The organism is Pantoea graminicola (assembly GCF_048452665.1).
In the GTDB taxonomy this organism is placed as follows: domain Bacteria; phylum Pseudomonadota; class Gammaproteobacteria; order Enterobacterales; family Enterobacteriaceae; genus Pantoea.
In genome coordinates, this window is record NZ_JBLWSJ010000002.1 from 360,029 (window position 1) to 385,315 (window position 25,287).

General features: G+C 46.7%; 26 protein-coding genes. 13 read left to right on the plus strand and 13 right to left on the minus strand.

Annotation, left to right across the window (positions count from 1 at the left end; all coding sequences use genetic code 11):
* The first annotated feature begins 3 nt into the window (after positions 1–3).
* Together ACNY69_RS05725 and ACNY69_RS05730 are read left to right on the plus strand one after the other, a co-directional pair.
* Positions 4–1,170, plus strand: coding sequence for a restriction endonuclease (locus ACNY69_RS05725; RefSeq protein WP_418797551.1), 1,167 nt, complete (start codon positions 4–6; stop codon positions 1,168–1,170).
* A 576-nt stretch (positions 1,171–1,746) separates the two neighbouring features.
* Entirely contained in the window at positions 1,747–1,875 is a 129-nt protein-coding gene (locus ACNY69_RS05730; protein ID WP_004170291.1) for a hypothetical protein, read from the plus strand.
* 660 nt (positions 1,876–2,535) lie between these two features.
* Here ACNY69_RS05730 and ACNY69_RS05735 read toward each other — a convergent pair.
* The 4 genes from ACNY69_RS05735 to ACNY69_RS05750 all read right to left on the minus strand — a co-directional run bounded on the left by ACNY69_RS05735 (position 2,536) and on the right by ACNY69_RS05750 (position 5,244).
* A complete protein-coding gene (locus tag ACNY69_RS05735; RefSeq protein WP_418797552.1) occupies positions 2,536–2,943 on the minus strand; it encodes a hypothetical protein in 408 nt (135 codons plus the stop codon).
* A 66-nt stretch (positions 2,944–3,009) separates the two neighbouring features.
* Positions 3,010–3,684, minus strand: coding sequence for a hypothetical protein (locus ACNY69_RS05740; RefSeq protein ID WP_418797553.1), 675 nt, complete (start codon positions 3,682–3,684; stop codon positions 3,010–3,012).
* 138 nt (positions 3,685–3,822) lie between these two features.
* A complete protein-coding gene (locus ACNY69_RS05745; RefSeq protein WP_418797554.1) occupies positions 3,823–4,659 on the minus strand; it encodes a Kiwa anti-phage protein KwaB-like domain-containing protein in 837 nt (278 codons plus the stop codon).
* Positions 4,660–4,725: 66 nt separating this feature from the next.
* Positions 4,726–5,244, minus strand: coding sequence for a hypothetical protein (locus ACNY69_RS05750; RefSeq protein WP_418797555.1), 519 nt, complete (start codon positions 5,242–5,244; stop codon positions 4,726–4,728).
* Positions 5,245–5,446: 202 nt separating this feature from the next.
* Between ACNY69_RS05750 and ACNY69_RS05755 the strand changes: the two genes are divergently transcribed.
* From ACNY69_RS05755 to ACNY69_RS05775, 5 genes are all read left to right on the plus strand, one after another.
* Positions 5,447–5,875 carry a hypothetical protein gene (locus ACNY69_RS05755; protein ID WP_418797556.1) on the plus strand — a complete coding sequence of 143 codons (429 nt, stop codon included), beginning with the start codon at positions 5,447–5,449 and terminating at the stop codon, positions 5,873–5,875.
* Positions 5,844–7,085, plus strand: coding sequence for a relaxase/mobilization nuclease domain-containing protein (locus tag ACNY69_RS05760; protein ID WP_418797557.1), 1,242 nt, complete (start codon positions 5,844–5,846; stop codon positions 7,083–7,085). Before ACNY69_RS05755 ends, ACNY69_RS05760 begins: the two co-directional genes overlap by 32 nt.
* A 242-nt stretch (positions 7,086–7,327) precedes the next feature.
* A complete protein-coding gene (locus tag ACNY69_RS05765) occupies positions 7,328–7,912 on the plus strand; it encodes a DUF4755 domain-containing protein (protein ID WP_418797558.1) in 585 nt (194 codons plus the stop codon).
* A gap of 3 nt (positions 7,913–7,915) precedes the next feature.
* The gene (locus tag ACNY69_RS05770; RefSeq protein ID WP_418797559.1) at positions 7,916–8,296 is read left to right on the plus strand and encodes a hypothetical protein; all 381 of its coding nucleotides are present in this window, start codon (positions 7,916–7,918) and stop codon (positions 8,294–8,296) included.
* Between the two features lie 113 nt (positions 8,297–8,409).
* On the plus strand, positions 8,410–8,736 hold the full coding sequence (locus ACNY69_RS05775) for a hypothetical protein (RefSeq protein WP_034937995.1): 327 nt from the start codon (positions 8,410–8,412) through the stop codon (positions 8,734–8,736).
* On the opposite strand, the gene ACNY69_RS05780 is transcribed toward ACNY69_RS05775, so the two are convergent.
* Positions 8,724–9,515, minus strand: a complete 792-nt coding sequence (locus ACNY69_RS05780; protein WP_034937997.1) for a DUF4225 domain-containing protein — start codon at positions 9,513–9,515, stop codon at positions 8,724–8,726. The genes ACNY69_RS05775 and ACNY69_RS05780 overlap by 13 nt on opposite strands.
* Positions 9,516–9,597: 82 nt before the next feature.
* Here ACNY69_RS05780 and ACNY69_RS05785 point away from each other — a divergent pair, with 82 nt between their 5' ends.
* Complete coding sequence (locus ACNY69_RS05785) at positions 9,598–10,080, plus strand: Hcp family type VI secretion system effector (protein WP_418797560.1); 483 nt, start codon at positions 9,598–9,600, stop codon at positions 10,078–10,080.
* Positions 10,081–10,796: 716 nt separating this feature from the next.
* Here the strand turns inward: ACNY69_RS05785 and ACNY69_RS05790 are convergent.
* A complete protein-coding gene (locus ACNY69_RS05790) occupies positions 10,797–11,912 on the minus strand; it encodes a YecA family protein (protein WP_418797561.1) in 1,116 nt (371 codons plus the stop codon).
* A 982-nt stretch (positions 11,913–12,894) separates the two neighbouring features.
* On the opposite strand from ACNY69_RS05790, the gene ACNY69_RS05795 reads away from it, so the two are divergent.
* Positions 12,895–13,899: a hypothetical protein gene (locus ACNY69_RS05795; protein ID WP_111138732.1), complete on the plus strand. Its 1,005-nt coding sequence runs from the start codon at positions 12,895–12,897 to the stop codon at positions 13,897–13,899.
* Positions 13,900–14,265: 366 nt separating this feature from the next.
* Here the strand turns inward: ACNY69_RS05795 and ACNY69_RS05800 are convergent, their stop codons facing one another.
* A complete protein-coding gene (locus ACNY69_RS05800) occupies positions 14,266–14,454 on the minus strand; it encodes a DUF4225 domain-containing protein (RefSeq protein WP_293771943.1) in 189 nt (62 codons plus the stop codon).
* A gap of 564 nt (positions 14,455–15,018) precedes the next feature.
* Here ACNY69_RS05800 and ACNY69_RS05805 point away from each other — a divergent pair.
* Positions 15,019–15,222, plus strand: a complete 204-nt coding sequence (locus ACNY69_RS05805) for a hypothetical protein (RefSeq protein ID WP_111138729.1) — start codon at positions 15,019–15,021, stop codon at positions 15,220–15,222.
* A gap of 71 nt (positions 15,223–15,293) precedes the next feature.
* A complete protein-coding gene (locus tag ACNY69_RS05810; RefSeq protein ID WP_418797562.1) occupies positions 15,294–16,010 on the plus strand; it encodes a 4'-phosphopantetheinyl transferase family protein in 717 nt (238 codons plus the stop codon).
* A 170-nt stretch (positions 16,011–16,180) separates the two neighbouring features.
* Here the strand turns inward: ACNY69_RS05810 and ACNY69_RS05815 are convergent, their stop codons facing one another.
* The 3 genes from ACNY69_RS05815 to apbE form a co-directional block, all read right to left on the minus strand.
* Positions 16,181–17,833 (minus strand): multidrug ABC transporter permease/ATP-binding protein, encoded by a 1,653-nt coding sequence (locus ACNY69_RS05815; protein ID WP_293771949.1) that lies wholly within the window; start codon positions 17,831–17,833, stop codon positions 16,181–16,183.
* A gap of 95 nt (positions 17,834–17,928) precedes the next feature.
* Positions 17,929–18,570, minus strand: a complete 642-nt coding sequence (gene alkB, locus ACNY69_RS05820; protein ID WP_418797563.1) for a DNA oxidative demethylase AlkB — start codon at positions 18,568–18,570, stop codon at positions 17,929–17,931.
* Positions 18,570–19,619 (minus strand): FAD:protein FMN transferase ApbE, encoded by a 1,050-nt coding sequence (gene apbE, locus ACNY69_RS05825; protein WP_418797564.1) that lies wholly within the window; start codon positions 19,617–19,619, stop codon positions 18,570–18,572. Before apbE ends, alkB begins: the two co-directional genes overlap by 1 nt.
* 168 nt (positions 19,620–19,787) lie before the next feature.
* On the opposite strand from apbE, the gene ACNY69_RS05830 reads away from it, so the two are divergent.
* Entirely contained in the window at positions 19,788–19,898 is a 111-nt protein-coding gene (locus tag ACNY69_RS05830; RefSeq protein WP_199559966.1) for a response regulator, read from the plus strand.
* A gap of 149 nt (positions 19,899–20,047) precedes the next feature.
* Positions 20,048–20,242 carry a hypothetical protein gene (locus ACNY69_RS05835; RefSeq protein ID WP_111138724.1) on the plus strand — a complete coding sequence of 65 codons (195 nt, stop codon included), beginning with the start codon at positions 20,048–20,050 and terminating at the stop codon, positions 20,240–20,242.
* Positions 20,243–20,259: 17 nt separating this feature from the next.
* Here ACNY69_RS05835 and ompC read toward each other — a convergent pair whose 3' ends face one another.
* From ompC to ACNY69_RS05850, 3 genes are all read right to left on the minus strand, one after another.
* Positions 20,260–21,375, minus strand: a complete 1,116-nt coding sequence (ompC, locus tag ACNY69_RS05840; protein ID WP_111138723.1) for a porin OmpC — start codon at positions 21,373–21,375, stop codon at positions 20,260–20,262.
* 600 nt (positions 21,376–21,975) lie between these two features.
* Positions 21,976–23,145, minus strand: coding sequence for a beta-barrel domain-containing protein (locus ACNY69_RS05845; protein ID WP_111138722.1), 1,170 nt, complete (start codon positions 23,143–23,145; stop codon positions 21,976–21,978).
* Positions 23,142–25,286 carry a type I secretion system permease/ATPase gene (locus ACNY69_RS05850; RefSeq protein ID WP_111138721.1) on the minus strand — a complete coding sequence of 715 codons (2,145 nt, stop codon included), beginning with the start codon at positions 25,284–25,286 and terminating at the stop codon, positions 23,142–23,144. The genes ACNY69_RS05845 and ACNY69_RS05850 overlap by 4 nt, the downstream gene beginning before the upstream one ends.
* Position 25,287 lies beyond the last annotated feature (1 nt).

Genomic DNA, 25,287 nt, shown 5'->3' on the forward strand with positions numbered 1-25,287 from the left:
CTAATGATTTATCAGTGTTACTCATGCAGCAAGACATCTTTCGAAATTATTTGTCCCTGGTGTTCTGGCGGAGTACCAACTGCAACGAATTCATGGGGCACAAAAACGCCCACCCCTATTACCTCAGAACAAATGATCCCTCTTAATCCCTCTTTTTATCCAGAATTTCAGTATCAGTCAAAAGGAATTATCAAAGACTTGTTCGGGAAAAAGAAAGAGCAGTCCCAACTCAATAGTCTCTTGCAAAATGTTTTAGATAAATATGCAACGTTTAAGGATCCTTATTTCACTAATTTCATTTACACAACAAAGTTTTCACATGATAAGCGATCAGAAAGTGATTTATCGGAAGACAAAAGCACTTATTCTGATTTTGTATTATTTCGTGAAGTACTTGTTCGAAAGGGGTTTAATGAATTGGAAGAGCTGCCAATGCTTTTGGACAAGCTTTTACTTACTACATCATTTAACGCTGTATATAACGGGTTTGCGAAAGAGATCAAAAGACATATCAAACCTACATTAACAGAATCTTTAAAATCATGGATTGAAGAAGCAGGAACGACATTTAGATCTGATCTATCATTGTTTCTATACTTTGTCTGGAGCAATAACATAGCCTTCTCTGCATTAGAATTCAATGAGAACGCACAAAACACTCCGGGCAAACCATTGATCTCAATTGATAATGTTAGAAAGTATATATCAATCTGTGAAACTATATATTTTGACATACTGGTAGAAAGATTGGCTATACGCCTTGAACATTTCAATCCCGATAAATATGTTAATATGTACTCAGTTGATTCAATGAATGGTTTTGAATTTGAAGACTTCTTAGTCAAGATATTCCAAACTCTTGGATACGATGTTAAAGAAACTAAGAGAACTCAAGATCAAGGTGCAGATCTATTTGTCACTCGTTTCGATAAAAATATTGTTATTCAGGCAAAAAATTATTCTGGCTCAGTTGGTAATTCAGCAGTACAACAAGCTATCTCCGCTAAGGCATTTTACTCATGTGACGAAGCAATGGTTATTACAAATTCACATTTCACTAATTCGGCTAAAGAACTTGCTGAATCAGCAAAAGTACGTTTGATTGACAGAAATGAATTACAGAAATACTTGGAAGATTATAACCAAAAAATAATTGAAGACTTCGAATGATTGAATAATCGAATAACTATAGTTTTCGCGAAACAAATAAAGTTGATGTTAAACAAGGCATTTAAAGAATTAGCACAAATTTTGCTGACTGAGTGTATAATTGGAACACTATTTAAGGGTGGTTATCTAGTAATCTTGGACATACAATCCTAGTACTACACCACCCTGACCTTTAGAAAATAAAAAATAAAGACCCGCACAGAGTATCTACAATAATCTCATTATCCGAATCTGTCGGTAAATCTTTTGTTACTGACTCTTCGGCTCATTTTATTGTTGCAATTAGGACATAAATGTTGTTTACGACCTTCAATTGTCCAAGTATAGTAGTTTCTTTTAAATAACACTCCACAGATATCACATCTTCGTGGTTTCAGAATCGCGCCTATAATTGCCAATAAAATGACCCCACCAATAATCCATTCCATAAATCCTCTCATAAAAAACGTAGTCAATTATTAATAATGATTCTTTTATTATAAAAAAATAATTCTCTCATTAGACTTGATAACACCTGCAAGTACGTATATATCTATTCTTGAGAGATTTCCCTCTCGAACATATAGGATACCAATCATGTCACTTAAACCAGGACCAAAACGCATTGCTGAATCAACTGGCAAACCTGATCAGCGCCAGCGTGATAACAAAAACACGCCTGGAAATACTCCAGATCTGAAGCCTAGTAAATCTTCGAAAAAATGATAACTTTAAATTTAAACGTATAAAAGCCCTTCGGGGCTTTTTTTAATCGCGGAACTTCGGCCTGCTGTAATATCTCACCGAAATTTTTATATTTTACTTTCTTAAAGCCTTATATTTACTATATTTATTCGTAAGATAACAATCAAATACATAAAATAGCTACTAGTAAAAAAAGTATTGGTAGAAATTAATTACCATTACAATTTAACTCAAATTTTATAAGCTTAATCGCTCCAGCTATCAAATTTTTAATCGCTTAAGTCAAACAAAGTTAACAGCCTTTATAAACATGATAATATCAATCTGCATTAGGAAAAAAGCATGTCAACAATTTTAACAAAACCTCTGGAGATTGATATATGTCAAAAGTACCACTCGGAACTACTGGCACTACTGGCGGAACATGTCCTGAAAGTGGAGTATGGACTGTTGTTGGAACGCCCTCTACGACTGCACCGATTGCAAAAAACAATCGTTTTCCTCCGTACAACGGAAAGTCGGTTACCTGGAGGCTGACTCAGTACGCTTAATAATTGGTGACCGCATTGCGGTCACTTTTAGGAGTCTATAGACAGCGAGGAATTAAATGCACTCTTGCAGAAAAAATCTGACTAAGACAAAGTAAACCAGCACCAATGAACTAAAAAATATCCTGCAAGCCTAGTCTCTCTTAATCTCAACCGTGATATCATTATCGATAATTAGTTTAGCAGTCTTATTTTTATTGTTGCCTAACACTATCATAGTGCAATTGTTTAAAGAGACTTTATCCATTGAATACATATCAATATAAATCTTTGTATTTCTGAGAAAAGAAACTTTTGTGTTATAACCATTATTCGTTGATTTAAAAGCATCCTTATTGATATCATAAACTTGGATTGTTTTATTACCGAAACTTTTAACCTTTATTATATCTTTGTGCTCTATAGAACTAAAACTCCTTTTAATAATCAATTCATAAAGCTTTTCATTCTGCGCCTCATTTTTATAATCTACACAAATACTTTGTGCATTGACATAATATGCAGGCAAAAACATAAAAAATAGTAAGGTATTTTTTTTCATTTCAATAGCTCCTTGTTAATAATTTAACAAGGATGCTTTATTAAATTTCAAACATCAAATTTATTTCTATTTATCATCCTCCAATTTAATAATTACTTGGCCATTACTATTTGTACGAAATGATATTTTGTAATATTTATCTTTGAAATCAAAAGTTTCTTTAACCCCATTGGTCATTCGAATTTTATGATTATTAGAGGTTTCAATATCCAAAGATTCATCATTTCCTAAGGAAAAATAAGATTTACTGACAATATACAGCCCTGGCAATAAACGCAACTTATTACTGCTAAAAATATATTCACGAGGCAGTTCATTCGATGTTGGAATTACTTTTTCTTGATTTAGTAAATTTTGTTTTTTATCTTGTAACTCGAGTCTATTTAGATAATCTTGAGATAACATAGAAAATGCCTTTAGAACACAGTCAGACATTCTCTTATTTTCAGAAAGCTGATCTCTTTTCTCTACTCTCGGTATACCATCCCAGTCTGAGTGGGAACCATTAAAATTCCCTTTCAATTCTCCCAAATCGAGACTTTTTAGTTTTTTTAAGTTGAGCTCGATATTAGCATCACCACCTCCTGATATTGAAGACTCACTCCCCGAGGCTTCAAAAACGCGGCATAACGATACTGCATTCCGGGTTAACAATAATTGTTGATCAATTAAATTATCAGATGCAAAAGAGTTAGTACTCGTAATAAGAACTGCCAATATTAGTTGATTGCTAAAATTCATGTTATACCTCAGCGCATGCAAATTACATCAGTCTTAAAATTAAAATATTGTATAATACGTACTAAGCAAGGGCTAACTCAGCGAAGCTGTGTAGCCTTGCTTTACTCGCTCTTCGATTGGTAAAGGGAAACCCTAAATTCAAATTCTTATTGGACGCTTAGAATTCGTCAACATTAGTTCATTGGTAATGATAGAATTAAAGTAGCCTTGATCTAAAAAGTATAATAGTTGCTTCACTTCTTTTTTTGAGTTGGGCATAGTGATTTTATCAGCACCATCGACATTTGTTATACCTAACTGATATCCTATTTTCTGTGCGCATTCTATTAGATTTTGTATAGGTTGGTCATTTAAAATGCCTGAACTCATGATCAAGGATACTTTTTTCTTAATCGCAGAATCTGCGAATGTCATGAACCCCTCATTACTTTCAACATGAAAAATTTCCTTAGCTATAAAATTATCTAAATCCTCTTTTGTTGCCTCATTAAAATACTCTTCCATATTAAAGAAGCGGCGAAGCATAAAGAAGCTTTTGAATACCAGTTTGTCTCCAATAAGAATAGCCGTCAATCTGTCACTGAGTGAAAAACCTGGACGGGTTGAAACTGAAAATCTATTTCCAGGTTGAGTTGCCATTTTGAAAAATGACTTTTCATTATTGATTATTTGCCTTCTATCGAAGCATTGAATCAATACTTCGGCAGGATTACCATTTGAAGCAGGTTCACCAGTAAATAGAGCTTTAAAATAATGAACAGAGATATCGTCTGGATCCCAAACAGGCACTGCGTCTGGTCGCTCAATAGCGTTTATCAGCCCCATTTCGTCATCGAACGGGTTTATTGAAAAGATTTCATTATCTTGCACATTATATGAAGCGCAAAAATCAATTTCTTCTGACTCATCGTTAAACAGCTCGCTTTTTTGTGTTCTGAATAAGTTTTCAACAAGTGTCTGAGCTGGAGCGTCCAAATCAATTTTAACAATTCTTGTAGGTATCTCGCTGTCTGTAATCGCAAAAAGTTACATTTATGGTCCTTATACTATGAGGTAAGTATGTTCAGTGAGTTTTTTAACCTTTAAACCCTTTACTTTGGCGTCGGTGAGTGGTTTGGTTGACAAAAGAACAAAACTCACCCCGGTATCGTCTTCAGCTTCATAAAATTTGAATCCGAAAATAATGGATAAAATCGGGTTAAAACTATATGAAGACGAGTGTTTTATATAGAAAAAGAGACTTAAATAGAAAAATAAAGCAAGCCTCCAATCCATAAAGGTTGTTGGACCTGAAATCAATGGAAAGAGATAAGTTAAAAAGTAATTCGTTATCTCTTTATCAGCAGGTGAAGCTGATTCCAGATTCTTGGTAGTCACAGGGTTATACTTTTTAGCCTGGTTAATAATAAACACACAAAAAAGTATGCTTATTACAGCTAATGAAACCGAGCATATAAGAATTTTATTATTATCATTAATGAAGGCTAAAAATGCCAGTGTCAGGCATACGGGTGCTACTGAACTAGCTGTCAAAGCGTAACGAGCGAATCCGTTTAGCATACACCACCTATTATAACTGTATAAAAACACAGTATACATGCAATTTGTGGTCATAGCGATCAGCTTCAATGCCAAGCATCATTAATAATACTTTTCATTATAGTGACCGTGTTGACAAAATCAATTTATTTGATATTTGTTATTTATCATCATAATCAATGGGTTATGTTTTTTTTAATCTTTTACAGCAAAAGGAGTTGCTATGAAAAGATCAAGTCAAACTAATCAAACTGAAGACAAACTTTGTCTTAATCCAAATTACGAACATAAACCTCGGGCGCTTCGCCTCAGCTGTGTAAGTGTGAGACTCAATAGCAGTGAACTCTCAAAGTTAGACAAAGAGCGTGATAAGCATGCCAAAGGCGAATGGCTTCGAATTTGCTTCATGAAAAACCAACCTGTTATCGTTCCTGAGATCAACAAAGCAGCATGGAAAATGTTTGCTGACATAAATCACAAACTCAACGAGCTCTTAAACCACTTGAATGCTAAGCAATCATGCAGCCCTCTGACCAAGACAGAACTCTTCGCTGTGAAACGTCAAATCAGTGATCTTCGCTCTCGCCTCATTACAACCGATCTTTGGAGTATCCCCTCTCATGAAGGGCATGCAGAAGATCAAACGAGGTAAGAGCTTCGCAGGGGTTGTTCTATATGCGTTAAAGCCAGGCATTCACCATAAAACTGACCCAGTGGTTATAGGGGGGAACATGCTGGGCGCTTCAGCACCTGAACTGATTACTGAGTTCAGCGCTTCTGCTTCACTTCGGGCTGACGTTGCAAAACCTGTATGGCACAACTCGCTTCGCCTGCCACAGGGTGAATCCCTGACAGGTAAGCAATGGGTTATGTTTGCCGACGACTATATGAATCGCATGGGGTTCAGTGAGACACACCTACGCTGCTATGTCATACATGACGACGAGGCCGGCCAGCATATTCATATAATTGCCACCAGAGTCGACTTGGTAGGAGGGAAGCTATACCTGGGCAAAAATGAAAATCTGATTAGTACACGAGTAATTCAGGAACTCGAGTCAGCACATGACCTGACCAGAACCAAGGGCCCTTCCCCTTTACAAGGTCCTTCCCCCTCCAGTAGACGTAAGAGACTATCACGTGGTGAGGAACAGAAAGAGAAGCGCGAAGGTCAGCCAAGCCCCAAGGCGTTCCTGCAGAATACAATAGATACAATCCTCCGTACTCACAATGATATTCAGAGCTTCGTTGAAGCACTTGCTGAGAATGGGATAAAACCCTTACCTAACATTTCCTCCACGGGTCGTATGAATGGTTTTTCGTTCGAATATTCCGGTATAGCTTTCAAAGCCTCTCAATTAGGTAAAGCTTACTCATGGGCAACGCTGCAAGAGAAGCTTCGCTACGCACCTGAACGCGACAACCCCCTGCTCTTTTCATTGAAAGCCCCGGCTATGAGAAGTAATGAGACGGGTGATTCAGTAACAGAAGCTACGACCGAGGATACTACGCCGTCATTACCGGCTTCGTTAGAGTCAGAAATTATTGTACCTCCTCCCCAGCAAGCACATAGAGTAGAGACAGCGGAAACCTGCGAAGCACATACGCCTGCCAGCATTGTTCTAACAGCATTGGAACCAGCAAGGAAGAAAGACTACATCATGACAGCAGTCATAAAATGGCTACTGAGCATTCCCTACCTTACAGTGTTCACAGAGTTGCTTAAAAAGGCCGGTAAAACGTTTCTCCACAGAAAATCCTCATTTTCCGTTATCAGCACGGTCAGATCAGCTGAGCCTGACGTCAAAACTTCAAACGAAGCACCTGAAGACTTTTCAAAAAGCTTATACACGCCTCATTAACCAAACCTTTGAAGAACATCATCTTTCCTGCCTAACCACTTCAATACACAAACAATTGATCGTTTTTACAGATCAATTAATCGATATATGATAGGTATTGACTATCAAACAAGATCGATTGATCGGTACAAGTGATTTGCTTAAGTTTTGAGCTTGCTCAAAAATGCCCACTAAAAGCAGTGACCAATCAGTTAGTTACAAACCACAAATTCCTCAACTATTGGTTTTACAAGGAATTCAACATGAGCAGCATGAGTATTCGTAAACCTTCATATTTTCGGTCGGTTAGAGTTTTATTCACTATTGGTGTAGCTCTCCTCATCGTTTTCAAAGCGAAGCACACTGACGTTCTCGGTATGCTGCTCCTCTGGTGCATTCCTGCATTTTTTCTTCTGGTAACCGCAGGGGTCAGCTACAAACATAAGAAAGACAATGCTTCTACAGTTGATTGCTTCAACGAAGGCAATGACGGCTTCTGGAGCCATGAATTCAACGACTCAAAGCTACTGCTTAATGAGAAGCAGCAAACTATCACTATCAAAAATGGTGCTAACGAAAAAACGTATCCGTTTAGCTCAGTAATCAGTTGGCATTTCAATCTTGACTCAGGCGGATATGACGGCGGCTTTGGTACCGGCGCTATCAGACAGCAAAATCTCAACAACTCAGGTCTTTTCATTGAAGTTAAGGACGTCATGTTTCCCGAATGGCAGATCAGGTTCTATCCGCAAAAAGGGAAGTTTCACCAGGACACGGGTTATAAAGATATGGAAATGCAAATTAAACGCTGGTTGAGAGTTCTTTCTCAGGTTATTAACAAGGAATAAATAATGAAAGCTAAGGTTGCAGGAGCTTTATTAACTATTATCGTTTTATCCGGTTGTGCGTCAACAGCAGGGAATCAATCAATTAAAAATGAGACGCAGCAAAGTATTGCGTCAAAGATTATGAAAGGTCGAACTACTAAGCAGGACATTTTGCAGCAATTCGGTGAGCCAACGCGTAAAACCACCGTTGATACTAATGAAGACATGTGGTTTTACTCAATCATGAACTCGAATATGTCAGCAACGTCGTATATCCCAATTGTAGGACTATTCTCGAACGGAACTGATATGAAAAGTAAAAATCTGACTATCACATTTGCAGGTGACAAAGTCGAGAACTGGTCTTTCAGTGAGAGCAACGATTCAGTTCATAACGGACTTTAAAGAACTCTTAATGGCTAAGACCTCGGGTTTAAACCTGGGGTCTTTTAGTTTGTGTTAAGCACAGCTTATCGGTTACAATCCTGAAATGTTCTTATGTTTCACGGATAATGGATATGAATAAACTACAAATCGAACAACTTTTACGACAGGAAGGGTTCACACCTAAAGAAATTTCCGTGATTCGTCAACATGCTGAGAAAGACGCCTACCCCTATCCTTGGTTGTTATCTCAACTGTCAAAGAGATTTATTGTTTCCATTATCCTGCTGATCATACTTTTCGCAGGCTTTATCTTCACATTAAGCCATGGTACTCATGAGAGCCTTGTCTCTTACTCGATTACGTTTTTAATAGGTTTCGGAATCATGTATGTTTTTGTTCCATTGAAACCTGCATTTAAAGCGTTCAGATTCATGAGAAAGCATGGTCATTCATTATAATTATCACTGATTGATTTGATTGCCATGCCGTCGTTATAAACTTCAATAAACAACTCTTTTCTACTCATTTCCTTGATACCGCGAACGTAGTCAGTGTTGAGGAAGTAGAAAAGTCTCCAAGCCTCCGGTTTCTGAACCAGACGAACAATGCCATACACCGATAGCGCGAGATCCATTGAGCTATAGGCTATCTGTCCGACCTTTTGATCAAAGCCCAAAAATTCCGCAGTAGCTACATAGCCCTGCTTCAGCAGCCCTTCGCTATCGCTTTTGCCATAAATCAGATTCTCAACTGATTCCTGAACACCGTTTAACCCATGGAGAACTAACATTCCGCCAAAAGCCGTTCCAATGATTGTTCCGGTAGCAAGGGAAGCGCCAACGACCGATACTCCGGCTATGACCTGCAGACCACTTAGAACTACACCTACTCCATTTATCACATAGCCCCAGATATCTCCCTTCTTAACGAGCTCAACTGACGCATGTACAGCAGCTGTACCAGCACGAAGCATTCTGTCCTGAATCGTTAGATATTCATTTTCCTTTTTCAGATTCTGTATGCAGTTCTGGCACTGCTCATCTGAAGATCCTGACCGGATTATGTTAAGTTGAGCATTCACAAAAGCTTTGACATCGTCCTGAAACTGCAAGCGATTAAGCCCGTCTTTAAGATAAATAAGAGACAGGTGATTAGCATGAGCAAGAAGCTGATTTGCCTCGGCATTAGCCATCGTCAGGAAGTAATCTGCGAATCTGTTCGGTTTCCAGTAGTCCATGACTGACCCTTTATGTCATTATGTTTATCTATAAGTTTATTTAATCAGATAAGTTTGCTGAGTTAAAGAAAAAGGACCAATCATGAGTACTGATCTCTTCTTAAAAATCGATGGCATTACAGGTGAATCTCAGGACAGCAACCACAAAGGCTGGATCAACGTAGACTCTTTCACATGGGGTGCAACGCAACCTGGTAATATGTCAGTTGGCGGCGGCGGCGGCGCTGGTAAGGTTCAGTTTCGCGATCTAACAGTACAGACCCAAATCGACAAAGCAACACCCGCTATCATGCGATACGTCTCAAACGGCAAGCATATCGGCAAAATAGAGCTATCAGTCTGTAAAGCAGGCGGCAGCCAGATAGAGTATTGCCGTATAACTCTGGAAGACGTATTAATCACAAACGTAACATTCCATGGTACGACAAATCGTGACCTTATCGGATTGTCCTACCAGTTTCAGGGTTCAAAAGTCAAAACCCAGTATTGGGAGCAATCCTCTACTGGCGGCAAAGGCGCAGAAAGTCAGTCGGGTTGGAATATTAAAACCAGCCAAGAAATTTAGCGCTTATCTTTAATCTTTTAAAGTATAGAATTTTTTACGCCCAACGTAACGAGAAGTTAATATCGCATATGAAATATATAATTTTGATTGTTCTTTTTATATCCACTTTCTGGTGCTGGCATGCATTCCCAGATTACAGTCCACTAAAAATGCTAACCTCTCCTAGCACAAATATCAATGAAATATTCGCTGATTCATTTAATCTTACAGTAGGCATGTTTAAATATAATTTAATTTCTGCCAGCTGGATTACTTTTATCATTTATAGTTTTGATTTTGTTACGTCCACTCTGAACTATAATACGCCATACATGCGTAAATTATATAAGAGTTGCAGGCTTGAAGTTGCAACTCTTTTCATAATATCACTAATTACTTTTTTTATATTCTGGGATTCGAAGAATACTTTCACTAATTCAAGTGTGGACATTGCTATGACTGGCTTAAGCTTTATGATAGGCGCTCATTACAACTTTCTAAAATTATTTAAATTTAAAATACTTATTAAATGATAAATTAACTGAAGATTTATGTATAGACTTCTCCAGTTATAATGATATAAAAGAACACTTTGAATTATTACTAGATAATCATCTTACCGAGAAAATCAGATTTGAGAAGTTAATTTTAAACGGCAAGGTTTCAGTTTGTGAATCAAAAAAATACTCCAATAATAGAATTTGATTGAAAATCATGGTATTTATGGTTATTTACAGTTATCGAAGCAATGTCATAGATTGAACATTAATAGCTTGATAATTATTGCTGTCATTTTCAATGCTAGAGAAATTATATATGTTCATAATCACACCTTGCATCATCATTTCATTAACCCTCTCTTGTAACCCTCCAATTTTCTCCCACCACACCTCTGAGCAAAAAATATTTTCAAAGAAAGTAAAAGTATATTTTGTGAGTTTATCTCCTATAAAGTCTATTGGACACTCTTGGATACTACTGATAAATCTCATAATAACCTCATCGTCTTCTGGCAACCACGAAAATATCATGTACCCTTTACCATCCAAAGCTATAAGATTAACAGCCACATACGCAGGTCTGACATTTTCATCTAAATCTATGTTTTGAATATCTTTTCCATTGATATCGACAAATGGACCATGTACTCCACAAGCCATAATTTTGGGAGGTTCAATCAAACGTAATATAAAATGATTTAGCACATTGTACTTTCTTTCTTCGATAGATATTTCAACTTTATTTTTGATATGACTTAAATCTTGTAGCGATAATTCTGCAGCCTTTAGATTGATTTGGCTCATTCTAGCCCATTCCAACTGTTCAGGAAAAGACATTCCCCTGTCAAAATTTCTCGATTCTTCCATTACTTTATAATTTGCTTCTTTGACGTAAATTTCTCTTATCAATGGCCTGTAAGCGAGCATGGTGCACTGTTCTCTACTCTCGACAAATGGTCTGTCTTCAATGCTTGAAAAAAGCTCTTTGTCATGGTGTGAACAAAATCCTGTAAAAGTAGAAGCCTGATTTATACCTATCCTCTCCAAAACAATTCGCCCTTTATTTTTCTCTAAACCACCTAAACCATGTTTGATACCTAATACATGACCTTCATGAGCTATCGATTTTAAACTGTTTCCTTTAGACAATGTATGAGCTTTGACTATTCTTGAATTACATTCCTTTCTTAATTTTTCTGGAACACTGCATTTGCTCGTATTTGTGAATGTTTTAAGAAGCCTGTGTGCTTCACCACTGGAATAAGGAGCTGCTTTATCGCGTCCTAAATGACAATTTTTATACTTTTTACCAGACTCACACCAACACCTATCATTTCTTCCAAGCTTGATCACATTGAATCCCTCAATTTTCTAAATACGGAATGCTTAAATAACCTAGTCACACTCAATTTTGGGCTAAAATTTTCATTCAAAAAAATTTGTTACTTTATAACATAGCTGGTGACTACTATTGTAAACTGTTTACTGAATATCGTTACCCTGAACCTTACAAGATCGAAGAGATTTTAGATTACCTTAGTCTGATTTGAACGGTCTGATTGTATGCCAAGATTTATGGCCTAATATTAGGCCTAGCGTCAGAAAGTCAAAATCAGTATTTCCTGATACAAATCATTGATTTATTGAAACTAACTCCAGTGATCTCGTGCCGACCAAATTCTCCCGAAAAGCAGCCCAAAAGGCTGCTTTTTTCGTTTCTGCCTGCTGCTGTCAGTGCAAATCCTCTGAACATCTGCTTCTCACGACCTGCTGTTTTCTGATCAAAACCTGCCTGATGCCGTTTGCCAGGCATACATTCGGATATTGGTCCTGGAAGGGGAATCACAGGTCACTGCCGGAGTTACACAGCTCTGAAGATGTCGTGACTACCGACCCCGGACGCCTGAATGCATCACGACCAGCTTTGGTTTATCCCCTTCCCTTCGCTTTCAAGAGTTCGCCAGCATGGTGAGTCTGCCCGCGATTTTCAGCAAAGCGATCGCCCCTGAAGGTACGGAAAGACAGAACAGCATTGTCAGCAAAATGGCAGGCTATCAGGAAAACTGCTCACAAACATCACTAACCTACCTGAGCCTGTCTTTTAGATTTGTACTCTACAGCTAAACGGAAACAGGGAAAAACATCACGATATTACAGAGGTAGTGTTGTATCTGCTTCAGGAGAAATTTTTCGTTGCCTGCCCCCGGTAAAGAGGTGATAGTTTTTGCCATAATCATTAAATTTATTTACAGTACCCGGCACAATTGATTCAGGCTATTCAGGACCAACAGGCCTGGCTCATTCTTTAAATCATTGTTTTAGCGGAGCAAATGGAATGTCACGCAACCTCTCCCCTGCATATTGTGTAGTTCAGCAATCTGGCAGTCTAGGATTTCAGGCAAGGATGCTTTTCAATGACAGCAATTCAGAAGCTGCACGCCTCTTTATAAAAACCAATGCAGACACGCCATGGCTGAACCCAGGTCAGATAGTCATTGTAGCAGACCCAGCTTCTGCGCAAACTGCACAAATGTTGAGCACGCTAAGGCAAGCTAAACAAAAAACCAATATTGCGTTCGTTGGCGTAACTTCTGAAGAAGCGAGTTTCATGCAGCAACACTACGGTTTGATCGCTGCACTCACAACTGCGGGAGATAAAATTTTTAGCACTATTGGTGACGTGGGTGAGAGATATTTTTCAGAAATCGAGAATACCCTTAAAAAGATAGAAGTCAGCTATCAAAACCAGTTTCGTACGCAGGGAACACTGATTAGTCAGCAATTCTTCGCAGAGCGTAACCAGCTCTTCACTCAACTAAAAGAGCTTGTAAACAAGCCGCTACTAAAATCGTTGATACGTAATACGGTTAAATTCAGACCTTACGAAGACATGCGCAGAGCACTGAATCTATCCAGCCGCTCTATAGTACATGAATGGTCCACAGTAGGACTTGGGGGGATACCAGGCTATTCAACTTATGCAGGTAATGCAGCTAAAGCGGCAAAATTTTTAAAATCTGGTGGCTATATAGGTATAGGTTTTTCCTTTGCCGGAACAACGAATGACGTGGTCAATGCCTGCGTTAAAGGGCGTGAAAGCGAATGTAAAAGGACAGCATTCAAAGAGTATGGGAAGTTTGGCGCTTCAACTTTAACAGGAGTGGGGGCTGGTGCAGCAGGTTCTTTAGCAGGATTAGGGGCATGTGCAGCAATAGGGATAGCCACTGCGGGAACCGGAGCGGTAGTCTGCGCAGCAGTTGGTTCGATCGCTGCCGGTTATGCAGGTGCCAAAGCGAGCGACTCTATCATGGATACTATCTATGAATACATGGGAATTTGAAAATGAAGTCGGTCATCATGGTTTTAATTATGCTTCCTTTAGTTTGCTTAGTGGTTAGCGTTGTTTTGTATCTGACCAACAGATCGCGCTACCAGAAGTTGATTTCCGACTTTCAGAAAAAGCACACTCTGCCAACCCCTTATCTTTTGCATAGTAATATGGGGTACTTAGGTTCGCCACTAATGACCTACTTTTTTACCCGGTTGAAAAAGAATAAAAAAATCATTTTTTTAGACAGTAATAACCATGCTTATAAATTTCCCCAGGAAGAAAGTAATCAAAAAAAGATCAACAGCATCAGACCACTTTACTATACGTTTTTATTGGGTTTTTCATGCTGTCTGCTACTTGGGTTGATTGCTATTCTTATCCGCTATCAAATTCTTTAACTACACCAGGATAGTTTTTTCCAGTGATGACATTCATTACAGTTTCCTGAATGCCATTCACTCTATGAAGTGAAAGCATCGCACCAAATTCAACCCCTGTCAGATTTGCGGTTGCAGCTGAAGCGGCTATGACTTCAAAGCCAGCGACCACCTGTATCCCACTCATTCCCGCCTACACCGTTAATAACGTATCCTCAAAGGCCCCCCTTGCTGAATGAATTTTACTAAAGCATGCAATGCCACCTGATCCGTCCGAAGAAGCTTAGATTGGGGTAGTGAAGCAAACAGAGAATTATAATTTATACGTTTATGAACAGAGATTCGTGTCTCTCATTTTTCCTATAAGTCCGGATTTAAGAGGCACCCTGCGTAATCCGTTCTATACTTAAACGTCCGTGGGTAAGCAGAGGAGAGTTTATGACCTTTATCGAAAAAGACGATCCAACTGAAGCACCGGAATCTGGCGACAAGCAACCTTCCCCGCCAGACCAGAAGTAACCCACAGGGCCGCGTACGACGCGGCCTTTCTGTTTCTGCTCCGGCTTCATGACAGATTCAGAGTTTTCCCATTTAAACGTTATTTCCTTCCTGAACAGCAGGTTAGCCTGCATTTCATAACCTGATCCGCCTCACAAAACTCGCCACGTTCAGCGCTTTTTCATCAAACTGAAACAAAAATGTCACAGAAAATACTTACTCTGAACTCCCCGGAAATTGTTGGATAAATATCATGCCGATCAAAGCGAAAAGCCTGAAAGATGCAGAAGCGTTACTGCACTCGGGCATCAGCAAAGTGGAACTGGCGTATGACATTGGCAGCGACGACTTCTTTCGTCTCGCAAGCCACTGGTGCGACAGGGGCGCGCGCATCAGCAGAGGTCATCACCATTTCGTCGTTTCCCTGAAAAGTTTTGCCATCCCGCCTAACGACTGATCGCCGCGGGCGCCTTGCCCTGCTCTGCTGCGCCTGATTTAATGGCTTTTTAGCCCTTGTCACGGTTTCGCATGCACTTTCCCGATCAGCCGCTGCCGCCTGTTTCAGGCGGCTTTATTCTTTCCCGTCTTCTTCACCGCGGTGATCCGTTACTGGCGGTCTGCTACTTTGATCCGCAGCACTATCATGACGCGCTGGCTGAGGAGTGGGGTCTTACGCTCCCTGAGCGGCTGCAGCGCGCCGTGGTCAAACGGCGGGCCGAATATCTGGCCAGCCGCCTGCTGGTCCGCGCCGTAATGGCGGAGTTTGGCATCGCGGATTTTATTCTCAACAGCGCCCCTGACCGCTCCCCCCGCTGGCCCGCCGGTATTCAGGCGTCGCTGTCGCATACAACAGGCACCGTCGTTGTCGTGGCTACCCGGCAGAATCTGGCTATTGGTGTCGATGTTGAGCAGTGGATGTCTGAGACGACCGCGCGTGAAACGGCGGCGTATCTGATGAACGCGCAGGAGCAGCAGCTGTTAGGCACCCTGCCCGTGCCCTTCCACGCGGCCGCGACCCTGCTCTTTTCGCTGAAAGAGAGTCTGTACAAGGCGTTGTGGCCACAACTGCATCAGCCGATGGACTTTACGGATGCGGCGCTGGAGGCGGTCGACTGGACGCAGGGGCGCGCCACGCTGCGACTGACGCAGACGTTCAGTACAGGCTTTCCGGCGGGGACGTTACTGCAGGCCAGCTTCCTGTGGCAGGCGGATCAGGTGATGACGCAGGTGACCCATCCGCTGTAAAAAAACCGGCTAAACAGTACGCTGCGGGGCGTGTGCGGTTTAGCCGGGTTAACACAGATAAAAGAAGATATTCAGGATGGCAGAAACCGGCGCGTCTGCCGCTGGCTAACGTAGCCTGATTCACGGCAGAGGCGCCAGTGCGCATTTCTGCTAAGTTATGCCAGCCGCGTTCAAAGGCCGGTGTCGGTGCGTTTTACCGCGTCGAGCGTGGCAAGATCGCGCTCTCCGCCCGTCAGCTCCGTCAGCTGACCTTCGCGCATCTCCAGCAGCCGGTCGGCATGCACGAAATAGTGGTCGTCATGGCTGATAGCCAGCACCGTTTTCCCCGCCTGCTGCAGCCACGGCAGCAGTTCGCGATAAAAGATGCGACGGAAATGGGGATCCTGATCCGCCGCCCACTCGTCCAGCAGCAGCACGTCGCGCTCCTCTGCGACGGCCAGCAGCAGCGCCAGCCGTTTGCTCTGCCCTTTGGAGAGCCGCAGATTCAGCACCCTGTTACCTTCAATCTTCAGCTTATCCTGCATCTTCAGCCGCTCCAGCCACTGCTGAACCAGGGCGGGATTCGCCGCGACGCCTTCGCGTCCGATCAGCCTGTCAAACAGATGCAAATCGGTAAAGACCGCCGAGAAATGGCTGCGCCAGTGGTCGAGTTCGTCCGCTGTGATCGGTTTGCCATCCAGCAGCAGCGTACCGGACTGCGGCCGGTAAAGTCCGGTCAGCAGCATCGCCAGGGTCGATTTCCCGCTGCCGTTGCCGCCAATCAGGAATACCAGCTCTCCCCGGCGCAGCGTCAGGTTAACCGGCCCGACCTGAAAACCGTTGTCGCCATAATGAAAAGCGACATCGCGCAGCTCCAGCGTCTGCCACTCAGTGGTGGCCGAAGGGGGGTGGAATCCCGGCTGATAGGGGGCGAGGTCAAAAGCGTTGAGCTTACGAAAGGCGACCTGAGCACTGAGCAGCGTGGGTAGTGCGCCAACCGCCGAGAGCAGTGGCGTGCGTAAAAAGAGCAGTGTCAGAGAAAAGGTTGCAGCGACGGCGGTGTTGGCCCAGCCCAGGCTGTTAGCCATGAAGAAAACCATGCCGATAGCGCCCAGGGTCATGATATTCGACCAGTTGACGGCGCTGAGATGATAGGTGTCGGCGCGGACGATGTGGTGACGCCAAGCGCGGGCATCCTCCTGATAGACGGTGTCATAGACCTGCTGCGCGCGTGAACGATTGAGCTGCAACTCTTTGCGCCCTTCGATCACCGTCTGGTAATCGCGATAGAGGTTATCTTCGATCTCCCGCAGCTTCGCCATGTGCTGATAGACCCGCGACACCAGCATCCAGCCGCCCACCAGCATCACGCCCAGCCAGAGGCTGGTGACCAGCAACATCGCGGGTGAGAGCCAGGCCAGGTAGATCGCCGAGCCGAGCGTGATGATGACGCCCTGGAACAGCTCCGGCAGACGCACAAAGGCCAGGGTAATGGCCCGCACGTCGCTGGTCAGTCCCGCCAGCAGCTGGGCGCTGCCGAGCTGCTCAATGCGTTCGATCCGGGTATCGAGGATCCGCTTGATAAATTCGCCACGCAGACGCCAGACAAACTGATGGCCGAGCATCGTCAGCGCCAGCTGTGACGCCAGCGTTACCGCCATCAGCAGCACCAGCTGCAGCAGAAATTGTGGCAGGACGGCAAACGAAGTGTTTATCGCGACGATCATCTCGCGGTTGATAAAGGCGATCATGCCGATCCCCAGCACGGCGCTGAGCAGCGTCAGCGCAATCACCCCGATAAAAGGCCAGCGGAACTGGCGAAAAACAACGCTTAGCAACGTCATGCAGGCAATCCATCAGCAAAAAACTGCCTGCAGTGTAATAGGATGCCAAATGATAGCAATAGTTATTCGCATCATGCCACTGCGGGCATGACGGATTATAAGGCGCGGCGAAACGTCAGGTTATAGCGCCAGGCGCCGACCAGCGGATGCACGCCCGGTTTCAGCGGCAGGATACCGTGGTAGCGCAGGCGCGACGGCCCGCCCCACACCACGATATCGCCATGTTCCAGCAGCACGCGCTGGGTCGCATCGCCCCGCTCGAAACCGCCGAACTGAAAGACCGCCGGTAAGCCCAGCGACACCGACACGATAGGCTGGCGCATATCTTTCTCATCTTTATCCTGATGCAGCGTCAGCTTTGCGCCCGGTTCATAACGGTTAAGCAGGCAGGCATCCGGATTAAACCCGGCGAAGCCCGCCTCTGACGCAGCCTCCTGTGCCAGCGTCCGGAACAGCGGCGGCATGGCCGGCCAGCGACGTCCGTTCAGGTTGTCCTCCTGCTGATAGCGATAGCCGCGCGAATCCACCGACCAGCCAAAATCGCCGCAGTTGGTCATGGCGACCGACATGCGATGCCCGCCAGGCGTGATGCGATGGGCAAAGGGGTTCTGTTCGGCAATCGCCAGCAGCTGCTGATAAAGCGCCTCTGCGTCAGCGCGCGCCCGGCGCCGCAGGATGACCGCACCCTCAGCCAGCGTCTCCTGCCAGGGTTGCTCTTCACTGAAAAGATCTAACATCAGTTTTCTCCGGATTCGGCGGGGATCAGGAAAGCAGCAAACTGTGGCGACATCCAGCTGACAAACTTATCGCCCTGTTTGCTGATCAGATAGACCGCCAGATGCTGTTGGGTCGCCAGCGCTTTGGCTTTCTCGGTGCCAAGCACCATCAGCCCGGTGTCCCAGCCGTCGGCTTCCAGCGCCGTAGTGGCGATCACCGTGGCCGACACCAGTTTATGCTCAATCGGTCGTCCGGTAACGGGATCGATGACATGAGAAATGCGGTGGCCGTCCAGTTCATAATAGTTGCGATAGCTGCCGGAAGTGCTGATCCCATGCCCCTGCAGATCCACACGCGCCTGAACCGCGTTTTCCTGGTCAGTGGGTTTCTGAATCGCCACCCGCCACGGCTGCTGCTGCGCATTGAGGCCGCGGCTCAGCACGGCGCCCCCCACCGACACCAGATAGTTATTTATCCCCAGCTGCTCCATCAGTCGCGCCAGGTGATCGGTGGCAAACCCTTCACCCACCGTGGAGAGATCGACATAGAGGCCCGGCAGATCTTTCTGCAGCCACTGTCCGTTCGCGCCCTGCAGCACCCGCAGATGCTGTAATCCGGTCTCTGCCCGGGCGGCCGCGATCTGTGCCGCATCCGGGGTATGCAGAGGCTGTTTCGTCGGGCCAAAGCCCCATAAATTGACCAGCGGGCCGACCGTGATATCCATCGCGCCACCGGTTTTGCGGCCGATCCGCAGGGAGGTGGTGACGATATCGGCCATGTTTTCACTGACTGGCTGGGGTGAGAGATCGCGGCTCTGGTTAAAGCGCGACAGCACGGAGTCCGGCTTCCAGGTGGAAAGCTCGGCATCGTCGGCGTCCAGCCGCTGCTGGATACGCTGCTGCAGCTCCGCTTTGCGTTCGCTGTCCACGCCAGCCAGACTTACCCGCCAGACGGTGCCCATGGTTTTACCTTCCAGCACCAGCGCGGAGGTCGCCGCAGGTTTATCGCAACCGGTCAGCATCAGCGCCAGCAGCGGCACAAACAGCAGATTAAGCTTATAACGCATCATTCCTCGCATGTAACACTTTATTAATAGCCACTACAAAGCATAAACTTCGGGTAAATTAGCTTAAAGAGCGTTGAATCTTCCTCCGAACCACGAGAACATTCACCCGTCATCTATCCTGAGCCCGCCTGTCGACAGGCGATCCCTCTGAATCACATAAAGGAGCAGCAGATGATCTATATGATTCTCGCCATCGCCCTCGGCCTGTTTGTTTTTGGCAGTTATAAAGCCATCGAACAGCGCCGTCATCGCCACATGGCCCCGTCACGTCCGCGCCATTAACAGGCTTTACTGCACCAGTTTGGGGCAACGCAGCCGTGACCAGCGCGGCAAGTGTACCAAAACGGGCGAAATGTCTGTGGCTGTGAGAGCGGTAGAGCTGGCATGAATTCTGCACTGTTGAAACAGTGTTTATCCCTGAGAGGTGCAGAATGAAAAATTCACAGAAGTGGCAGTCGGTCTGGCAGCACTGGCTGAGCTTTTCAGCCTTCACCCTGGCAGGCGTGGCGTTTGAAGGCGCACGTTTCGGCTGCGTCGTGCCGTCGGCGACCGTGGCGGCAAAAGCCACGACATGGCGAAAGGCAGATGCCCCCCGCCAGCAGGATCAGGCGGGCGCGCAGCCGTAACCGCGCGCCCTGACAACTCAGAACTGGTAAACCAGGCCCAGCGCCACTACGTCGTCGGTATTGATACCGGCGGCGTCGGTGAACGCGTTGTCGTCCAGCAGGTTGATCTGGTAGTCCACGTAGGTAGACATGTTTTTGTTGAAGTAGTAGGTCGCGCCAACGTCGATATATTTTTTCAGATTCTGTTTGCCCCAGTTCTGAACGTCGGTGCCACGCTGAGTGACATAGGCCAGAGACGGACGCAGGCCGAAGTCGAACTGATACTGTGCCACCACTTCCCAGTTATCCGCTTTATCCGCGTAACCAAAGGCTGAGGAGTTGCTGCTGTCGCCGAAGCGGGTTGCGTTGAGTGAGCGTGAGTACATCGCCGCCAGGTAGACGTTGTTCGCATCATATTTCAGACCGCCAGTGTAGACCTGGGCTTTGTCGCCACGGCCCAGGATGCCGGAGGTGGCGCTGTTCTGGTCGTTGGTACGGTCGGACTGGAAGGTCGCCGCACCAATGCCAAAGCCTGAACCCAGATCATAAGTGGTGCTCAGGCCCCAGCCGTCGCCATTCTGCCCCAGCACGTCACGACCGTTCGGTGACTCGCTGCTGTTGCCATTTTTGCCCTGATACTGCACGGCAAAGTTCCAGCCATCCACCAGGCCGAAGAAGTTGTTGTTGCGGTAGGTCGCCATGCCGTTACCGCGCTGATACATGAAGTTATCCGCGCCATAGGTGTCGCCGCCGAACTCAGGCAGCACGTCGGTCCATGCGCCGATATCATAGGCTACGCCGTAGTTACGACCGTAGTCGAACGAGCCTGCATCACCAAATTTCACCCCGGCAAAGCCGACACGGGTGAAGCTGTTGGCGGTGCCTTCATCTTCAGAGTTGTTCAGAGCCGCCTGGTATTCCCACTGGCCATAGCCGGTCAGCTGATCGCTGACTTCGGTTTCGCCTTTAAAGCCAAAGCGCACGTAGGACTGGTCGCCATCGGCGCTGCTGTTGTCAGAGAAGTAGTGCAGGCCATCTACCTTCCCGAACAGGTCCAGTTTATTGCCATCTTTATTATAAATTTCAGCTGCGTTTGCTGATCCTGCTGCCACCAGCAATACAGGGATCATCAGGGAGAGAACGCGACGTTTCATTTTATTACCCTCTGTTATGTGCCTTTTATTATTTGCCACTGCGAGCTGAACGCTTAAAAATTCAGCCGGCAGGCCATTGTTGTTTTATAGCGGGTAATAATCCACCAGGAAAATGCTACGAAATTTCCAAAACTGTTTCATAATGCGAAACAGTTATTTCAGGATGTAATTTTCGGGGAACTTATCATCAGCACAGATCGATAAAAAATGGCGCACGAATCGTTAATCCGGATCCTCAATTATGATTATCAAGGGGTTACATCAGACCATTCCGAAGCACTGAATGATAAAACTTATGTCTCATCCGGGAATAGAATAGCCCCCGCTATCATCATTTATTCCATTATTACCTTCATTCTCCCCGAATGAGATGTACAACTTAATATTTCCCGCCGGACTATTCGTCCGGCTTTTTTTTGCCTGCTCTCCGCCGTTTCGCTATATCTCTGTCAACTTTCTTCACCCGATTAAAATAACCCCACCTTCTTTCCGCACAGATTGATAAATTCCGGCGCTATCGGGTCGCGTAGTGGTGAAATATCCGCCATGTTAATTTCCCTGCGTAATTAAGCAGGCGGCGATTTCGGGTGCGCCGGATGATCAGCGCTCACGCAGCGATTCTTTGACTTTATTCAGTGGCTTAATCAGATAATCCATGACGGATTTCTGTCCGGTTTTAATCTCCACGTTGGCCACCATGCCGGGCACAATCGGGAATTTTCGGCCTGCACGGTTGGTCAGCTCCGCTTTCTGCGTGCGGACGTAGACGCGATAGTAGTACTGGTCACGTTTCACCTCATCCTGCAGGGTATCTGGCGAGACCGTTTCCACCTCGCCGGGCAGGTCGCCATAGATAGAAGAGTCATAGGCGGTCACTTTGACAATCGCCGCCAGGCCCGGCCGGATAAAGGCGATATCGCGCGGGTTGATGCGCGTCTCGATCAGCAGCTGATCCTCCAGCGGCACGATCTCCATGAGTTTGCCGCCCGGTTCCAGAACGCCCCCCACCGTCGTCACCTGAATATCTTTTACGATACCGCGAACGGGCGAGTAGAGCGTGGCGCGTGTCAGCTGATCCTCTTTACCGGCGGCAACCTGCAACTGCGCATCCAGCTCCGCATTGTTTTTTACCTGCTCTTCATGGGCGCGCACCAGATAGTCGTTGCGCGCCTCATCGATTTTGCCGCGCAGATCGCTGACCTGACGACGCAGACGGATCACCTCTACCTGCCCTGCCGCGCCCTTAGCCACCAGCGGTTCTGTGAGCCGCAGCTCATCCTGGACCAGCCGCAGCGACTGCTGCAGGTTGCTGATGGTTTCCGTAAGGTTGCGACGCCGTGACTCATAGAGCTGGCGTTCACGCTGCACCAGCTGCGGCTCCTTCAGCGTTTCGGCGCTGAAGGTCAGCGGCGTGCCCGCCAGTTCCGCCTCCAGTCGCTCCGAGGAGGCGCGCAGCGTGCGCACTTTAGCCTGCGCCTCACCGAAGTTTGACTGAAAGCGGGTCGGGTCAAGCGTTGCCAGCACCTGCCCTTTCTCAACAATGTCACCTTCGTGCACGTTGAGCTGTTTGACGATGCCGCCATCCAGGCTGTCGATCACCTGTGCGCGACTGGAGGGCGTAACTTTGCCACTGCCGACCGTGACCTCATCGAGTATCGCGAAGTGTGCCCAGATCAGGAAAACCGCCAGCGCGGCGGTGCAGAGCCAGATAATCGCCGAGGTGCGGCGTTCATGACGGGCAAGATCTTTATCCACGATAACCAGACTCATACGCCCTCTCCTTTATTCGTTGATGGCGAGGTCGCCGGCACCGTCGCGCGGCGCAGGATCTCGTCGCGCGGGCCATCGGCCACGATCCGGCCGTTATCCATCACCACAATACGATCGACCATCTTCAGCAGCGCCGGACGGTGTGTGACCAGCAGCAGGGTCCGGCCGCTGATCCAGCCCTGCAGCTGACGGATCACATGCTCCTCAAGCTGCTCATCCATCGCCGCAGTGGGCTCATCAAGCAGCACTACCTGCGGCTGACGCAGGATCATCCTGCTCAGCATCACCATCTGCCGCTGACCGCCCGAGAGGCCGCGCCCGCCTTCATTGATAATCCGATCCAGGCTGGCCGCATCCTGCTGGATCAGCGACAGCGCGCCGCTGATGCGCAGCGCCTGCAGCATCTCCTGCTCGCTGGCATGAGGATTGCCGAGCATCAGATTCTGCCGCAGCGTGCCAAAGAAGAGGCGGGAGTCGTGCGAGAGCCAGCCAAGCTGACGGCGTAAATCGATGGGGTCGATACGCTCAATGTCCACGCCATCGACAATCACTTTGCCCTGGGTCGCCAGCGCCTGACCGGCCAGAATTTTCAGCAGCGTCGATTTGCCCGCCCCGACCTTGCCCAGAATGGCGATCTTCTCGCCGGGCTTAATCTGCAGCTGCTGCACATTCAGCACATTCTTTTCGTTCTCCTCGTCATAGCTGTAATGCACATTGCGCAGATCGTACTGGCCGGTGAGCGTCGGACAGTGGGCCAGGGTCGCCGTGTCCGGCTGATCGAGCGGCTTTTTCAGCAGCTCATCGAGCCCTTTCATCGCCATTTTGGCGTGCTGCCAGCGCGAGAAGACCATGGTGAGCTGCATCAGCGGCGCGATGGTGCGCGAGGAGAGCAGGCTACAGGCGACCAGCGTCCCGGTGGTAATCTGCGAGTCGAGCACCAGATAGACACCAAACACCAGCATTCCTGCGTAGGTCAGCTGCTGTACGGTTGAGGCCCAGCCGGTGAGACGCGCGCCCCAGAGCCGCTGCTGATTACTGATTGAGGCACTGACTTCGTGCGTCTGCTCCCACTGACGCTGGAAGTAGGGTTCTGCCTGCAGCGCCTTGATATCCTCAATGCCTTCGATGGTTTCCACCAGTACCGCATTGCGCAGTGCCCCTTCCCGCAACCCCTCTTTCGCCAGCCGCGCCATCGGGATCTGCACCAGCAGGCCGGGAATGACGATCAGTGGGATCGCCGCCAGCGGGATCAACACCAGCCAGCCGCCCACAAACGACATGATAAACAGGAACAGGATCACAAACGGCAGGTCGGCCGCCGCCCCGACCGTAGTCGAGGTCAGCAGCTCTCGCACCTGGTCAATCTCACGCAGCTGCGAGATAAAGGAGCCAGTCGATTTCGGTCGCGCCTCATTGCGGATGCTCATCGCCCGGGCAAACAGCATAGACGAGACTTTCAGGTCGATGCGTTTCCCCATCAGGTCGGAGACCTGGGTTCGCATCAGCCGGATAAGATATTCAATGGCCGCCGCGATCAGCACACCGACAAACAGTACCCACAGCGTGGATTCCGACTGGGCCGGGATCACCCGGTCATAGACCTGCATCGAAAAGAGGATCCCGGCCAGCGCCAGCACGTTGCTGACCACCGAAGCCAGCGAGATCTCGGTGATGCGCCGTCCCATGCCGCGAAAATTTTTCCAGAACCAGTGCGGTTCATAGGGCTGAATGAACTCGTCGATGCGCGCATCCCGGCCACGCGCGGCCACGCCCACGACACCGACATCACCTCTGGCGCGTGCCAGCAGTTCTGACAGGGGGCTCTCACGCACCACATCGCCGCCTTCACTGAGCCAGTAACGCGCACTCTCATCGGCATCAATTTCCTCCAGCACCGCCACGCTGGCATTCTCCAGCACCAGCACCACCGGCGTGATCTCCTGGCGCCAGCGCAGCGAATCCTGCGGCACCATGGTCAGATGCAGCCCCAGTAGCCCGGAGAGCCGTTCGAGCTGCTGTGCCACCGGCAGATGTTCGAACCAGCGCATCTGCTGACGCAGGGTTTTACCCTCGGCAGGCTTGCCGAATCGCGCGGCCACACGCAGCATGGCGGCGATCCAGTTGTCCGTATTCATACTCATG